General features: G+C 69.0%; 14 protein-coding genes and 1 pseudogene. 10 read left to right on the top strand and 5 right to left on the bottom strand.

The features are described 5' to 3' along the window. Positions 1-68 precede the first annotated feature (68 nt). Together ABEB03_RS27500 and ABEB03_RS27505 are read right to left on the bottom strand one after the other, a co-directional pair. A complete protein-coding gene (locus tag ABEB03_RS27500; RefSeq protein WP_345655084.1) occupies positions 69-545 on the bottom strand; it encodes an SRPBCC family protein in 477 nt (158 codons plus the stop codon). After that, positions 542-853, bottom strand: coding sequence for an ArsR/SmtB family transcription factor (locus ABEB03_RS27505; protein WP_345655087.1), 312 nt, complete (start codon positions 851-853; stop codon positions 542-544). The genes ABEB03_RS27500 and ABEB03_RS27505 overlap by 4 nt, the downstream gene beginning before the upstream one ends. A 104-nt stretch (positions 854-957) precedes the next feature. Between ABEB03_RS27505 and ABEB03_RS27510 the strand changes: the two genes are divergently transcribed. From ABEB03_RS27510 to ABEB03_RS27530, 5 genes and pseudogenes are all read left to right on the top strand, one after another. Further along, on the top strand, positions 958-1,374 hold the full coding sequence (locus ABEB03_RS27510; RefSeq protein ID WP_345655091.1) for an SRPBCC family protein: 417 nt from the start codon (positions 958-960) through the stop codon (positions 1,372-1,374). A 9-nt stretch (positions 1,375-1,383) separates the two neighbouring features. Beyond that, a complete protein-coding gene (locus ABEB03_RS27515) occupies positions 1,384-1,833 on the top strand; it encodes an SRPBCC family protein (RefSeq protein WP_345655094.1) in 450 nt (149 codons plus the stop codon). A 490-nt stretch (positions 1,834-2,323) separates the two neighbouring features. After that, a pseudogene (locus tag ABEB03_RS27520) lies at positions 2,324-2,623 on the top strand (carbonic anhydrase); the annotation flags it as partial. Between the two features lie 551 nt (positions 2,624-3,174). Next, the gene (locus ABEB03_RS27525; protein ID WP_345655097.1) at positions 3,175-4,275 is read left to right on the top strand and encodes a PP2C family protein-serine/threonine phosphatase; all 1,101 of its coding nucleotides are present in this window, start codon (positions 3,175-3,177) and stop codon (positions 4,273-4,275) included. 76 nt (positions 4,276-4,351) lie between these two features. Continuing rightward, complete coding sequence (locus ABEB03_RS27530) at positions 4,352-4,534, top strand: hypothetical protein (RefSeq protein ID WP_345655100.1); 183 nt, start codon at positions 4,352-4,354, stop codon at positions 4,532-4,534. Positions 4,535-5,087: 553 nt separating this feature from the next. On the opposite strand, the gene ABEB03_RS27535 is transcribed toward ABEB03_RS27530, so the two are convergent. The 3 genes from ABEB03_RS27535 to ABEB03_RS27545 form a co-directional block, all read right to left on the bottom strand. Continuing rightward, entirely contained in the window at positions 5,088-5,786 is a 699-nt protein-coding gene (locus ABEB03_RS27535; protein ID WP_345655103.1) for a histidine phosphatase family protein, read from the bottom strand. Between the two features lie 352 nt (positions 5,787-6,138). Next, a complete protein-coding gene (locus ABEB03_RS27540; protein ID WP_345655105.1) occupies positions 6,139-6,723 on the bottom strand; it encodes a GNAT family N-acetyltransferase in 585 nt (194 codons plus the stop codon). Between the two features lie 491 nt (positions 6,724-7,214). Continuing rightward, positions 7,215-7,715, bottom strand: a complete 501-nt coding sequence (locus ABEB03_RS27545) for a MarR family winged helix-turn-helix transcriptional regulator (RefSeq protein ID WP_345655364.1) — start codon at positions 7,713-7,715, stop codon at positions 7,215-7,217. A 644-nt stretch (positions 7,716-8,359) separates the two neighbouring features. On the opposite strand from ABEB03_RS27545, the gene ABEB03_RS27550 reads away from it, so the two are divergent. The 5 genes from ABEB03_RS27550 (at position 8,360) to ABEB03_RS27570 (ending at position 14,007) form a co-directional block, all read left to right on the top strand. Then, a complete protein-coding gene (locus ABEB03_RS27550; RefSeq protein ID WP_345655108.1) occupies positions 8,360-8,773 on the top strand; it encodes a hypothetical protein in 414 nt (137 codons plus the stop codon). A 663-nt stretch (positions 8,774-9,436) separates the two neighbouring features. After that, positions 9,437-9,739 carry a hypothetical protein gene (locus tag ABEB03_RS27555; RefSeq protein ID WP_345655111.1) on the top strand — a complete coding sequence of 101 codons (303 nt, stop codon included), beginning with the start codon at positions 9,437-9,439 and terminating at the stop codon, positions 9,737-9,739. 371 nt (positions 9,740-10,110) lie between these two features. Beyond that, positions 10,111-11,094 carry a nitrilase-related carbon-nitrogen hydrolase gene (locus ABEB03_RS27560; RefSeq protein WP_345655114.1) on the top strand — a complete coding sequence of 328 codons (984 nt, stop codon included), beginning with the start codon at positions 10,111-10,113 and terminating at the stop codon, positions 11,092-11,094. A gap of 600 nt (positions 11,095-11,694) precedes the next feature. Next, the gene (locus ABEB03_RS27565; protein ID WP_345655119.1) at positions 11,695-13,191 is read left to right on the top strand and encodes a dihydrolipoyl dehydrogenase family protein; all 1,497 of its coding nucleotides are present in this window, start codon (positions 11,695-11,697) and stop codon (positions 13,189-13,191) included. Positions 13,192-13,290: 99 nt separating this feature from the next. Then, positions 13,291-14,007, top strand: coding sequence for a hypothetical protein (locus ABEB03_RS27570; RefSeq protein ID WP_345655122.1), 717 nt, complete (start codon positions 13,291-13,293; stop codon positions 14,005-14,007). Position 14,008: the final 1 nt, after the last annotated feature.

Below are 14,008 nucleotides of genomic sequence, written 5' to 3' on the forward strand. Positions count from 1 at the left end.
GCGTGAACGCGGACCGTCCGACCTCAGCGTCTGCGGGTTCTCCTACATCGAGCAGGGCTCTTCTGCGATCAGTGTGCGGGCTGCTGCGGCTGCTCCATCCAGCCGTCCGGGCCGGGGTCGCCGCCCTCGGCGACAACTGCCAGGCGGGTGACGTAGTGACGCCAGCCCTCCTCGTGCGCCGCGCAAGCTTCCGGCGACGGAAGACCTCGATGGACCAGGCGGAGCAGGGTGCCGTCAGCGGTCGGTTCAAGGGTGATCTCCACCGTGGAGGAGCCGGGCGGGACGGGCATGGCGCCGCTCTCCCAACCCCAGGTGAAGACAAGCCGCCTGGGCGGGTCCACGATGAGGAAGCGGCCGGAGGCGACGTTCTCCCCGCTGACGCGGGTTCGGTACGCGCCACCTGGTTCGAACGAGAACGTACCGTCGGCGCCCATCCAGGACAGCCACTTCTCGCGGTCGGTGAAGAAGCCGAAGACGGTCTCGGGGCGGGCGGCGATGCGCCGTTCCAACGTGACGGTGTCCGTAGGGTTCGCGGGGGTCGTCATGAGGGCCTCTCGTTCCGTTCGGCCTCTTCGGCGAGCCGGGCCAGAGTGTCGAGCTTCGTGCCCCACATGGTCTGAAGGTAGTCGGCGAGCGGGCCGAGCGCCTCCCGGTCCGCCCGGTAGAACCGCTTCGTCCCGTCCTTGCGCAACGTGACGAGACCGGTGTCCCGAAGCACTTTGAGGTGCTGGGAGACAGCGCCGAAGGTGACCTCGAAGCAGGCGGCGATCTCACCCGCGGACAGCTCGTGCTCCCAGACCAGCCGCAGAATCTCGCGCCGCCTGGGTTCGGCGATCACCTGTACCGCGTCCATGTCCCCGAATTTTAGTCCAGCCTGCAGCTTGTCGTTCCGGGGTGGCTTATTTTAGTCTGCACTTAATTAACCGCACGGGGGCCCGGCACCATCAGGAGTACGTCATGACCTCGATCACCTACGAGACCGATATCGCCACCGCCCGGTCCGTGGTCCTGGAAGCGCTCAACACCCACGACGGCCTGACCGGCTGGTGGACGAACGACGTCAACCGCAAGGAAGAAGTCCTGTACTTCAACTTCCCCGGCGTCCCCGAGCCCTTCCAGCTCCGCCGCGACCAGGCCGACGAGAACCGCGTCGTCTGGGTGAACGTCGGCGCCTTCCCGCCCCACTGGGCCGGCACCACCATCACCTGGGACCTGACCGGCACGCCCGAGGGCACTCGGGTGGCGTTCGCACACTCCGGCTTCCCGGAGGGCGAGCCGGAGGTCCCGATGATCAGCGAAACCTGGGGCATCCTGATGACCCGGCTGAAGGACTACGCCGAGACCGGCAAGCCCAATCCCTTCTTCACCGTCTGAGAGCTCTCGATGAAGGTCGACGTCCTGACCGAGGCCGTCATCGCCGCCCCGTGCGAACGGGTCGCCGACTACGCGGCCGACCCCTCGCACGCGCCCGAGTGGTACGCCAACATCGCTTCCGTGGAATGGCGGACCCCGCCGCCAATGACAGTCGGCTCCAAGGTCGCGTTCATTGCCCGCTTCCTCGGCAGGCCCTTGGCCTACACGTACGAGATCACCGCATACGAACCCCGACGTCGGCTGGTGATGCGTACGGCCGAGGGCCCATTCCCCATGCAGACCACGTACACCTGGGAACCGCACGGCGAGGCCGCGGACCACACCCGCATGACGCTGCGCAATCATGGCGAGCCCAGCGGATTCGCCTCCCTGGGCACCACAGTGATGGCGACCGCCATGCGCCGCGCACAGCGCAAGGACCTCGCAGCCCTCAAGGCGCTGCTGGAGCACCGAACGTGATCCCAGCCGTCAAGCGGGCCTCGAAGCCGGTGACTCAGGGCAATGACGACGGGTTCGGCGCACTGCCGTCCGCTACTCGGGTAGCCGTCGGCTCCCGCATCACGGCTGCGAGGACGGGTGCAGGAGCGGCGCCGCCGGCCAGCTACCGGGGTCAGGCGGCGAGCACGGCCAGGACGACGGCGAAGGCGGGCAGCCAGGGCCCGGACGACGCCCCCCGATCAGGACGGGCAGCGCGCAACGTGCCCCACGGGCCAGCGCAGCCCGGCCCCCGAGCGACTTAGGTGCACGGGTCCCTCGCGTCCGTGGCTACTCCCGTTCCCGGAACGGTCACGCGGTGACTGTTCCGGGAATGGGCTGCCACACGGAGGGGCTGCGACTGGCTGTTCGGTCCCGGAGGATGAGGCGTCGGGTTCGCGTCGTTCAGGGGATGTCGGGCACGATCTCGAACAGCTGGGCAGTGATGGGCGACATGGGGCCCCGGGCCGTCGCAGGTGCGGTCGGCACAGCGTGCACTGTCCTGGAGGACGACACGACACCGACCGGGTACGTCCGTGACGTCGTCGAGCGGGTGACCGCCAGCATGCCGGTAGCGCGGGCCGCCGGGCAGGTCGAGCCGCAGCAGATCCTCGCCGAGCACATAGGGCACACCGTCGAGTTGCCGCTGGACCGCTCCTGCGTGCTCGCCGAGAAGGTCGCCGCCGACCCGGCAGCCGTGGTGGGCCTACGCCATCGCCTGGCCGACGACAGTGCGCGGCTCGTCGTCTCTCGCAGGCTCGATGCGACGGTCCCTGCCCTGCTTGACCACACCTGCCGTGGCGATGGTCGCGTGATCTGCCGCGGTCGCGGGGTACCCGTAGTGGACGAGGAGCCCATCCGGGTTCACCGCTTGATCACGGAAGGGCGCCGCCCTATGCCTGATGGAGCCGACCGCGCGCCCAGCACCGTCCCCCGCGCCGACCTGGCACTGGCCGCGGACTGCGAGGTGTGCAAGGGATGGGGAACGGTCGTCACCGACGACGGGCAACATGAGCTGTGCCCGGCCTGCCAGACCGGTGGGCGCTGAGCCGGCTCCGTCACGAATCCGCCCGCCCCCGCGCCCGGGAGCAGTAGAGGCACGACGTCGATGCCGGTCACACGGTGGGCCGGTTCCCAGCCGCGAGGCGGCGCCGGTTGTGATCGCCAGTCCCCCATCCCAACCCTTCAAGCCGGGCGTGTGGCGTTCGGGCTACGGCTATCGCATTGTGGGCGAGCCGAGGAGCAGTGCGGCAGGTCAGCCAGCGGGCGGTCTTAACCTGAGCCGAAAGGGAGACCGGGCGACATTCGGAGCGATGCGTGGCGAGGGTGGCGGTGTGGCAGCGGCTGGGGAGATGGAGGCGGCTGCTGCCGGCCGTTCTGCTGTTCGCGGCCGTGGTGATCGACTTCTTCACGCCGCCCACTCTCAGCGCTGCGGCTCTCTACGCGGCGGCGGTCCTGACAGCCGCCCCTTTGCTGTCCCTTCGCGGCACCATCGTCACCGGGGTGACCGCGTTCCTCCTCGATTTGGCGATGTTCGGGTACTTCGGCTACCACGCAAGCGCGACCGAGATCAGCGAGCTGTCCATGGTCGCGACGGTGGCTGCGATCGCGGTCTTCCTCAATCGCCTTCTGTATCACCTGCAGACCCAGCTGCGGTCCGCGCGCGATATCGCCGTCGCCGTCCAGCGGGCCGTCCTGCCGGATCCGCCGAAGGTGCACGGTCCGCTGCGTTTCGCTGCGCGCTATGAGGCCGCTCAGAGCGACGCGCAGATCGGCGGGGACCTCTACACGGTGGTGGACACGCCGTTCGGCATGCGCTGCGTGATCGGCGATGTGCGCGGCAAGGGACTGGAAGCGGTCCGGGCGGTCGCGGCCGGCATCGGCACCTTTCGTGAAGCGGCCCTGCAGGAGCCCAGCCTGACCAGGCTGGTGGAACGGCTGGAGCGAGCCGTCGCTCTGGAGGCCCAGCAGTCGGGGAACCTGACCGAGCTCGAAGGGTTCATCACCGGCGTGGTGGCGGAAGTCCCCCCGCACGGAGGCGAAGTCCGCCTGGTCAACCGCGGCCACCCGCCCCCCGCGCTGTTCCTGGCAGACACCGTGCGATACGTCGAGCCCAGTCAACCGGCACTGCCGCTCGGCATGGCCGCCCTGGCCACCAGCCCGGTGTGCATCGATACGGTGGCGTTCCCCCAAGGAGCCACCCTGCTGCTCTACACCGACGGCCTCACGGAAGCCCGCGACGAAAACGGCGCCTTCTACGACCCCGCCGACAGGTTCACCGCATCCCGGCATACGAGCCCGGACACCCTCCTCGACGCCCTGCTGGCCGACGTGCACACGCACACCGGCGGGCGCAGAACCGACGACATGGCACTCCTGGCCATCACCCACACACCCGAGAACCACGACGACGCCGAGGAGAACTAGGATCCACCCGGCACAGGCCTTCAGCACCTGACGGCCACGGTCTTGTCCAGGGACCGGGTCGTGGCCGGTGCGGCCAGTGACGACCACGCCGGACAGCCGTCGGTCGACGATCGAAGGCGCGGTGCAGGTGCCCAACTTCCAGCCGGGCCGGACCCACAGCCATTCGACGAACACGGTCAGCGAGCCGGGGGCGATGCCGGTGACGGGCAGTCCGAGCAACGCGCAGAACCGCTCCCGCTGCTTCCAGCCGGCGGCGTAGGAGTCGGAGGTGTTCTGCGGCCGGGGGCTCTTCTCGTGCCAGGCAGTTCGCTCCTCCAGCTCGTGGAGTCTGACGAGCACCTCGGGGGTGAACTCCTGCGCGGTGGCCCCGACCGGACAGGCCGACTCCGGCGGCGGCACCGCGGTCGGCGTCCCTCTCGCCTGCCGAACGTCATGAACCAGGTGGTCCACGCGACCAGGGCGGTGACCAGGCCGACGAGCGTCACGCGCAGCGCGCGGATCGCCCGGTGCGCGTGGGCGCCCCCGTGCCCGGCGCGGAACCCAGCACCTGGGCAGCCTCGGAGTGGATCATCCCCAGCTCCCGGGTCGGCAGCATCACCCTGCGCCACGCGTCTCCCCCACCCCCGCCGCCCGACAGCTGACCCGCTCGCACGCAGGGCCCCGGCCGTCAGGTCGGGTGACCTGTTCCGTGACATTCATCGCGCTTCGCCGCAGGCGGTGTGGTGAGTGGCCGTGGACGAGGCAGGGGCGCCCCTCGCGGGGCGCCCCTGCTCGCGAACTGAGGCGGTCAGCCCGGTCTGTGGAGGGAGGGGCTACCCGCAGCCGGCGCAGACCGTCTCCCGCACCAAACTCGATCGCCTCCCGCCGCCCCGGCGGGCCGCCGCAAACTGACCACCATCGCCGCGTGTCGGCGTCGCCGGCGTCGACAGGGACCACCGCCTGGTCTGCTGGGCGGTGACGTGGCCGGGCCGGACCTCCCACTGGCCGGCTCGCCAGGTGAGAAAGACCGGGGACAGCGGCGGCACCGCCAGATGCCAGAAGGCTCTTGCCGGCAGGGCCAAAGCGTGAACGAGCGCGGCCCGCACCACGGCCGCTTCCGTGATCGCCACCACGTGGCCCGCCTCGGGCGCCACGTGGTCCAGCCAGCGCGCCGTCCGGCGGCACAGCCCGCGCACCGACTCACCTCCGTGTGGCGCGGCATCCGGGTCCGTAAGCCAGGCACTGAAGGCGTCAGGGTCGGCTGCGGCGACGTCGTCGACGGTCCGACCGCACCATGTGCCCAGGTCAAGACCGCGCAGCGCGGGTTCGACCGCTGCCACCAGGCCGAAGGCGTCCGCGGTCTGGGCGCAGCGGACCGAGGGCGCCCGGACGGCCGTCCCGTGGAGAGGAAGCGCCGCTCCCAAGCTGCCGGCCATGCGCACACTGCACTCGCTCAGGGGAGCGTCACCGAGGAAGGGGTCCACGGCGGCGTCACCGCCGGGCACACTCACCAACGTCAGGCGGATCGTCATCAGACCAACCTCCTCCCGGCCCGGCCAAGCGCCGTGACCCGTGCGCTCCATGATCAGCGACAGCCCCGCCGCGGCAACATCCGTCAGACGGCCGGACCGCGCCCGCCGACCGGCTGGCGCGGCCCACCACCCGGCCGGACCCGGCACAGGCCGCCGGTTGCGACACAACGAGTTACCCCAGGTAACGATGGTTGATGGCGCGGCGCTCATCCGGACAGACGGCGGATGTTTGTAAGCATTTTCTATGGACCGCAGTGCACGGCTGTGAAGTGGCTCCAGGCGTACGGAGTTATCCTTGCCCCACTCGGCTCTCGGGCTGTCATCTGACTCGTACAGATTGATCGGGCAGGGCTCAATCGCCTCGGATGCGGGCATGCAGGTGCATGTCATGTCGGCCGTCGTCGTGGACCGCGGCGCTGCGTTTGGTGCCTTCCAGGAGATAGCCGGACTTGGTGGCGACCTTGCAGGAGGCATGGTTGCGCGTTGAGTGGTCCAGATGCAGGCGGTAGAAGCCGATCTCGTCCAGGGCCCAGACAGTGAGCGCCGTGAGGGCGCGCGAGGCGATGCCGGACCCGCGGGCGGCCGGGAGTACCCAGTACGCGACGTCGGCTATGCCGTCGTCGAAGTCGAGGCCCCGAAGTGCGATCCGGCCGAGCACCTGGCCATCGTCGTGGGTGATCGCCCAATGGCCGCCCTTCTCGCATTCCCAGTCCTGGCGGTATGTGTCGAACCACTTCCGGACCTGAGTCTCGGTGGCGGGTCGGCGCGTGTGCCAGCGGCGGATCTCCCGGTCCTGGTAAGCGGAGAGGAATGCTGGTGCGTCGGCCGGCTCCCAGGGGCGTAGCAGCAGGTCTCCGTGGGCGGGAAGCACGGGTTGGGGAGAGTCAGCGAGGAAGCCGGAGGGAATGACGGGCTGCGTCGGCAGAGCGCGAGTCATGGACCATGATCGCCCGGCGATGACTACGCACGTCAAGGTCGCAGACGCGGCTCTTCACGCGGTGACTCGTTCGCCGGCCCGCCAGGAGTGATTGCCCGGACACGACCTGTCCGGCGGACCGCTTCGGGGATGCGCTGACCGAGGCCCACCGAGGGTTCGAAACTACCGTCAACACCCCCTGCTCGGGCCAGTGGAACCACCCGATCAAGGTGGGGCCACATCACCTTGCTACAGGGGCGCGAATCACACCAATACACGCCCCCTCCACCCCGGCAGTGGAGCCAGAACAACTCCGTGCACTGGAGCCCAAAGAAGTACCTACAGACACCGCGGAAGGCCACGTAGGGCCACCCGGCCGCGCGCGCCCGTCACCGCAACGAAGCTGCCGGGATACCGCGGACACACGGATCCGTGGACGCGCGGAAGGGCGGGGGCATGGCGGAGGGGCCACGGGAATACCCGTGGCCCCTGGCTGCCTGGTGGCGGGTCGGTCAGGTGCAGAAGGAGTCGCTCCCCGGCGTCCTGACGCTCTCGGACGTCGTGACGCTCTTGGAGGTCCTGACCCGGGCGAGGAGGCTGCGCAGGGTGGAGAGCTCTTCGGGGGTGAAGTCGGCGAAGAGCTCCTTCTCCACGGCGGTGATGGCGTCCTGGGCCCTGGCCAGGACGCGGCTGCCCTCGTCGGTGAGTGCCACGATATGGCGGCGCCGGTCGGCCGGGTCACGCCGGCGTTCGACGAGGTGCGTGTTCTCGAGGTCGTTGAGGATCCCGCACAGGATGCTGGGATCCACCTCCAGGACCTCGGCCATGCCCTTCTGGCTCATGTTGCCCGACTCGCCCAGCATCACCAGCGTCGCGCCCTGGCGGGGTGTCAGCCCGCACAGCTTGAACGCGTGCTCCGTGCGGGCATAGGCGATGGCGCCGTGCCGGGCGAGCAGAAAGCCCAGCCGGTCGAGAGGTTCGGCCTCGACGGTGCCGGTCAGATCCGCAGTCATTGTCACCCCACTTACCTTGCCTGTCGGCAAACTATTACCCGAAAGTAATCATCTATCGGCGTCGATGATAGCAGGGACTCAATGATGCAGGTCCGGGCCGCGGCGAAGGGCACGGCCGACAGGACCGGGGGCGCGGCGGCGGACAGGGAGGGGTGACCGGCGGATGCACCATGCCGCCTCGGGCCGCACCGCCCCTGGCGGCCCGCTCCCCGCCCGGCGACCGGAGCCAGCCGGCGATCCGCCGACCGGTCCGTCCCCCGCAAGGCCGGCCAAGGCGGCGCGACGGCCCCATCGGACCCGCGTCCCCTGCCGCCGCGCCCCTCGACCCCGACCGCCGGTGCGGGGCGGCCGCGGCGGTGCGGTGGCGGGCGCGCCCGCGGCCCTCTGCCTCCGCACCTCATGACCCCGACCGCCGGTGGGGAGGGGCGGTTGGGGCGGGCGTGAGTCGACAGTTTCCGCGACACCCCGGCAGCTTGGTTTCGGTGAGTCGACAGTCACACCCACTCATTCATTGATGCGTCTCAACGATCTGCTAGCGTCAACGCATGATGTTGTTCGGCCGTACCGGCCACGAGCCCCTCGGCACAACGCGTCGATCGTTCACCGCCCGCACCACAGACCGGGCGAAGCAAGGAGACAGAACCATGAAGAAGCTGATGACCCGCGTCGCCCTCGCAGCCGCCACCGTGACCATGACCGGCGTCGCCGTCACCGGCACCGCCTCGGCAGCCACCCTGCCCACGGCCCAGCACAACGCTCACCACAGCACCGTCGCCACCGTGGCGGAGCGCGCCGGCCTCTCCCGCATCGGCCAGGGATGGTCCCTCTCGGACGGGCAGCGTGAATGGCACGGCGAGCGGGACCAGTCGGGCTACTCCTACTGGCGCTCCGACGACCACGGCCAGCACCTCCGCTACGACGGCCACCGCGTCTACCACCGCCACCACGGACAGTGGACCGCCGTCACCCAGGCCGACGAGCGCGCCTACGCCTTCGACCGCTGGCACTTCGACCAGCTCTGGACCCTCCGCGTCATCGAAGACCCCTACGGCATCTGAGCCGGCCCGCCCCGCAGAACACCCGAACAGACAAACCGATCAGACAGGCCGAGCAGAGAACATGATGAAGCAGTCGATCCGCACCCTCGGGCCCCTCCGCCGCCTCCGCCCGGTGACGGACTTCGGTACCGGTCGGCACCGCGGGCAGCCAGCCGCCGAGCGCCCCTCCGCCCTGGACGCCCCCGCAAACGGCCGCCACCGCCGCTCCGAGGCCCTCGCCCTTCCCGCATCCGCCTGACCACTCTCGTATGGCCCGACCCCGCGAGGCCGACCACCCACAAGGCCCTGCCGCACACGCCTCACACCACGAATCACCCACGCCCCCGACGCGCCACGGCACGGCACGGCACGGCAGCAGCCGACCCGGCGAACAACACCGAACCACCGCCCACGCACCGAGCAACACGGGCACACCACCACCGGCCCACCCGGCCGGCACACCACCGAGCATCACCCCTGAAGAGCACGCACCCGCACCCCCGCCCCGCCGCGCGAACAGGCCCGGACAGCTACCGCCCCGCCCGCTCCGCCACGCACCACACCGCAGCACCGCCGACGACCGCGGCCGCCATCAGCAGCAGGCCGCCATCACCACATCACCGGCCACCCGATGAAAGCCGCGAGCACCACCGACATCGCGGCACCGAAGACACAGACCGGGATGTGGCGGCCCTGCGGGCGCGGCTACCCGACGGCTCCGCGCATCGCACGTCGGCGCGGCTGCGCCACATCGCGGCAAGCGATCGCGCGGTGACGACGGGGATGGTGCTGCGTGAGTTCACCACACTGTTGGACATCGAGGTCAGCGAACCCCGACTGGACGGTCTGCCGCGGCCAGCGGTGCTGCCGTCCACAGCGAAGTACAGCTTGAGACCTGCCACGCGCGACTGGCCCTGGACCATCCCCGCGCGAAACCGCCCGCACGACCGGCGCACAGGCGTCTCCTTCGGCACCGCGTCGTCCTGATCGCCCACCTCCGCCGCCCCTATGCGGACCGGTCGCGTCATGCGCCACCCAGATGATCTCCGGCTACGAAACTCTTGCCAGAGCCACTCAGACGAGAACGTGGACAGAAGCTGTTGGCGTGGCGCGCCGTGGCGACTTCCCCCGGTGCGCAGCCGAAATGGCGATCACTGGCTTCGTGCAGCAGCTCGGTGACGGCGGCGCTTGCGTTCAATAGGAGCATATGCTCCTATTGGGGAGGCGCTAAAGCCCCAGCGGTAACAGCGGGCCGCCATCTGCACCCGCGAGTACACATCGCTTAGCGCTGAGCACCTACCCATATAGGTGCATAACGATCGAATCTGCCCTTACCGTTGCCTCGGAGGAGTCACACCATGACGAGCGTCAAAGCCGCAGCAGTCCAGATCAGTCCGGTTCTCTACAGCCGCGCAGGCACCATAGAGAAGGTCGTGAACAAGATCCGCGACCTTGGTCGTCAGGGTGTCGAGTTCGCCGTCTTCCCCGAGACCGTCATCCCCTACTACCCCTACTTCTCCTTCGTGCAGCCGCCCTACGCCCAGGCCAAGGAACACCTGCGTCTGCTCGAAGAGGCGGTGACCGTGCCGTCCGCCGACACCGATGCCATCGCCGAAGCCGCCCGGGAAGCCCACATGGTCGTCTCGATCGGCGTCAACGAACGCGATGGCGGAACGATCTACAACACGCAGCTTCTGTTCGATGCAGACGGCACACTGGTCCAGCGCCGCCGCAAGATCACCCCGACCTACCACGAGCGGATGGTGTGGGGCCAGGGCGACGGGTCAGGCCTGCGAGCCGTGGACAGCGCCGTCGGCCGCATCGGCCAGCTCGCCTGCTGGGAGCACTACCAGCCGCTTGCACGCTACGCGCTCATCGCAGACGGGGAGCAGATCCACGCCGCGATGTACCCAGGCGCCTTCGGTGGCCCGCTGTTCGCCGAGCAGATGGAGGTCAGCATCCGCCAGCACGCGCTGGAATCGGCCTGCTTCGTAGTGAACGCCACTGCCTGGCTCGACGCCGACCAGCAGGCACAACTCGCAAAGGACACGGGAGCCTCTGCCGGAGTGTTCTCCGCTGGCTTCTTCACCGCCGTCATCGACCCCGAGGGTCGCATCATCGGCGAGCCGCTCACGGCCGGCGAAGGCGAGGTCATTGCCGACCTCGACCTTTCCCTGATCAATGTGCGCAAGCGCCTGATGGATGCCCGCGGCCACTACAGCCGACCGGAACTGCTCAGCCTGAAGATCGACCGTACCCCGAGGTCCAATCTGCAGGAGCGCAGTACCCAGGCGTCGGCTCAGCCTTCCGCATCGGCGGAGGAGGGCCGCACCGAGGTGTAGTCCCTTTCGAGTCGCCTCGATCTCTCTTGGCGGACAGCGATGTTCGCAGACGTCCGCCTCCGCCAAGACCCCACCATTCGTGCCGCTCGCACCGGCAGGGCCATGACCAGGCATGACCTGGCCCCACTTCCTGTCACGGGCCCTCGACACCACTCGCGCCCGCCCATAGGCAGAGAGCAGTGCCGCCCCTCCCCCTTGCGCCCCAACGAAGGGGCACCGACACCGCAGGGGTTGGGTCCAGAGCCACAACTCTTCGTCCTGCCAGGCTCAGACGTCGACCGCCAAAACCTGGAGATGACGAAGACCTGGGCCCCGGAGAGGAGTGAGGCGGACGCCCCGTTGGCCTTCGGTGACGTGCCTGGCGAGGTTCCGCCCTCTGATGAAGGCCCTCATCACGGCCGTACCCGGTTCGGCCCAGGGGTATCTAACTCGTCGTCACGAACATCGAAGAAGCCCGCACCGAGCTCGTCGACCGCGACATCGAGGTGAGTGCGATGCAGGGAAACGACGCCGGCGGTACCACGCACAACGGCCGATAGGGCAAGAGCATTCGCTGGTCCGCGCCCCGACGACCACATAGTTGACGAACAAGGATGAGCAATGAGAGAAGCAGCGACGACCGGGACGAGCCGAACCTACGACGTGATCGTCATCGGCGCCGGACCGGTGGGCGAGAACGTCGCCGACCGGACTCGCGTTGCGGGGCTCAGCACGGTCATCGTCGAAAGCGAGCTCATCGGTGGCGAGTGCTCGTACTGGGCCTGCGAGCCGAGCAAGGCCCTGCTGAGGCCGGTACTCGCGCGCGCCGACGCGCGTCGTGTGCCAGGGCTGCGCGCAGCGGCGGCCGGCCCCCTGGACATCCCCGCCGTGCTCGCCCACCGCGACGAGATGACGTTCCACCGGGACGACACCAAGCAGGCCGAATGGCTCAGAGGGGTCGCTGTCGATCTCCTGCGCGGCCATGGGCGGCTGGAGGGTCCCCGGTGCGTGTCGGTGACGACGCCGGAGGGGGACACCACCGTACTGACCGCACGCCACGCCGTCGTCCTCTGCACCGGCACCACCGCCGCAGTGCCCGACGGTCTGGGCCTGGAGAGCACACGGCACTGGACCAGTCGCGAAGCGACCAGTGCGGACCACGTACCCGGCAGACTCGCGGTGGTGGGCGGAGGAGTCGTGGCGGTCGAGATGGCCACGGCCTGGCAGGGCCTCGGCGCCGAAGTAACCATGCTCGTCCGCGACGGCGGCCTGCTGCACCGGATGGAACCCTTCGCCGGGGAACTGGTCACGGAAAGCCTACGCGAAACGGGAGTTGACATCCGCTTCGACGTCACAGTCACCGCGGTGAAGCGCAAGGACGGAGACGACGGTGAGGTGACGATCACCCTCGACGACGGCAGCCACCTGGTCGCGGACGAGATCCTCTTCGCCACCGGCCGAAGCCCGAGGACCACCGACGTCGGACTCGACAGTATCGGCCTGACACCGGGCGACTGGCTCGCCGTCGACGACTCCTGCCGCGTAACGGCCGTTTCCGGCGGCTGGCTGTACGCCGTCGGAGACGTCAACCGCCGCGCGCTGCTCACACACCAGGGCAAGTACCAGGCGAGGATCGCCGGCGCCGCGATTGGTTCCCGAGCGAACGGCGAACCCGCGCAGGCGGACAGGTGGGGCCGACACGCCGCCACGGCCGACGGCACGGCCGTCCCGCAGGTGGTCTTCACCGACCCGGAGGTCGCTTCCGTCGGTCTGACCACGCACGAGGCGGCGCAGTCTGAGCGCCGCATCGACGTGGTCGACTACGACCTGGCACGCGTCTCCGGGGCCCACCAGTACGCCCGCAGCTACCGCGGCAGGGCGCGCATGCTGGTCGACGCGGACCAAGGCACCGTAGTAGGTGTCACCCTCGTAGGCCCCGGAGTTGGGGAAGTTCTTCACGCCGCGACCATCGCCGTCGTCGGTGAGGTGCCGCTGGACAGACTCTGGCACGCGGTTCCGGCCTTTCCCACGATCAGCGAAGTCTGGCTGCGGCTCCTCGAGACCTACCGGGATCGAACCCGCACTGACCAGGACCTGGCTGACATCACGACCGGCTGACGCCCTGCTTCGCCTTGCTGCATCCATCCACCAGGCGACCAGCTACACATCACCACCGACAACGCGTCCATCCAGCGTTGCGTCGACAGGAGGACTCCCATGGGCGATCTGATCACCACTGCCATCGAGGCACACGGCGGCCTGGACCGCTACAACCAGTACAGCTCGGCCACAGTGCACTTCCGTCTCGGCGGTTCACTCTGGCGCCTCAAGGGACAGGAAGGGATTCTGAGTCATGCGGCCGTACGGCTCGACCTTGACCGGCAACACGCCAGCCACTACCCCTTCACCGCTGCCGACCTGCGGACCTCTTTCACCGCCGAGCGGGTGGCCGTCGAGACCGTCAGCGGCAAGGTGAAGGCCGAGCGGCCCAACCCCCGCGCCTCGTTCCCGAGCGACGTGACCGCCTCCTGGGACGATCTGCACGTCGCCTACTTCGCCGGGTACGCCATGTGGAACTATCTGACGTCCCCGTTCACCTTCAGCTCCAGCGGGTTCACGGCAGTAGAGCTGTCTCCGATCACCGAGGAGGGAGAAACCTGGAGGCGCCTGCAGGTCACCTTCCCGGACCACATCGCGACCCACTGCCGCGAGCAGGTGTTCCACTTCGGCCCAGACGGCCTGCTGCGCAGGCACGACTACACGCCCGAGGTCATCAACGCCGGTCCTGCCGCGCACTATCCCACCGAGTACAAGGAATTCGACGGGATCATGGTTCCGACCCGGCGTCGCGTCTACCGGGTGGCAGAGGACGGGAGCGTATTGCGGGACACGGAACTCGTTGCCATTGACGTCGAGAGCGTGCTCTTCATCTGAA

It is taken from the genome of Streptomyces siamensis (genome assembly GCF_039543605.1).
Lineage (GTDB): Bacteria > Actinomycetota > Actinomycetes > Streptomycetales > Streptomycetaceae > Streptomyces > Streptomyces siamensis.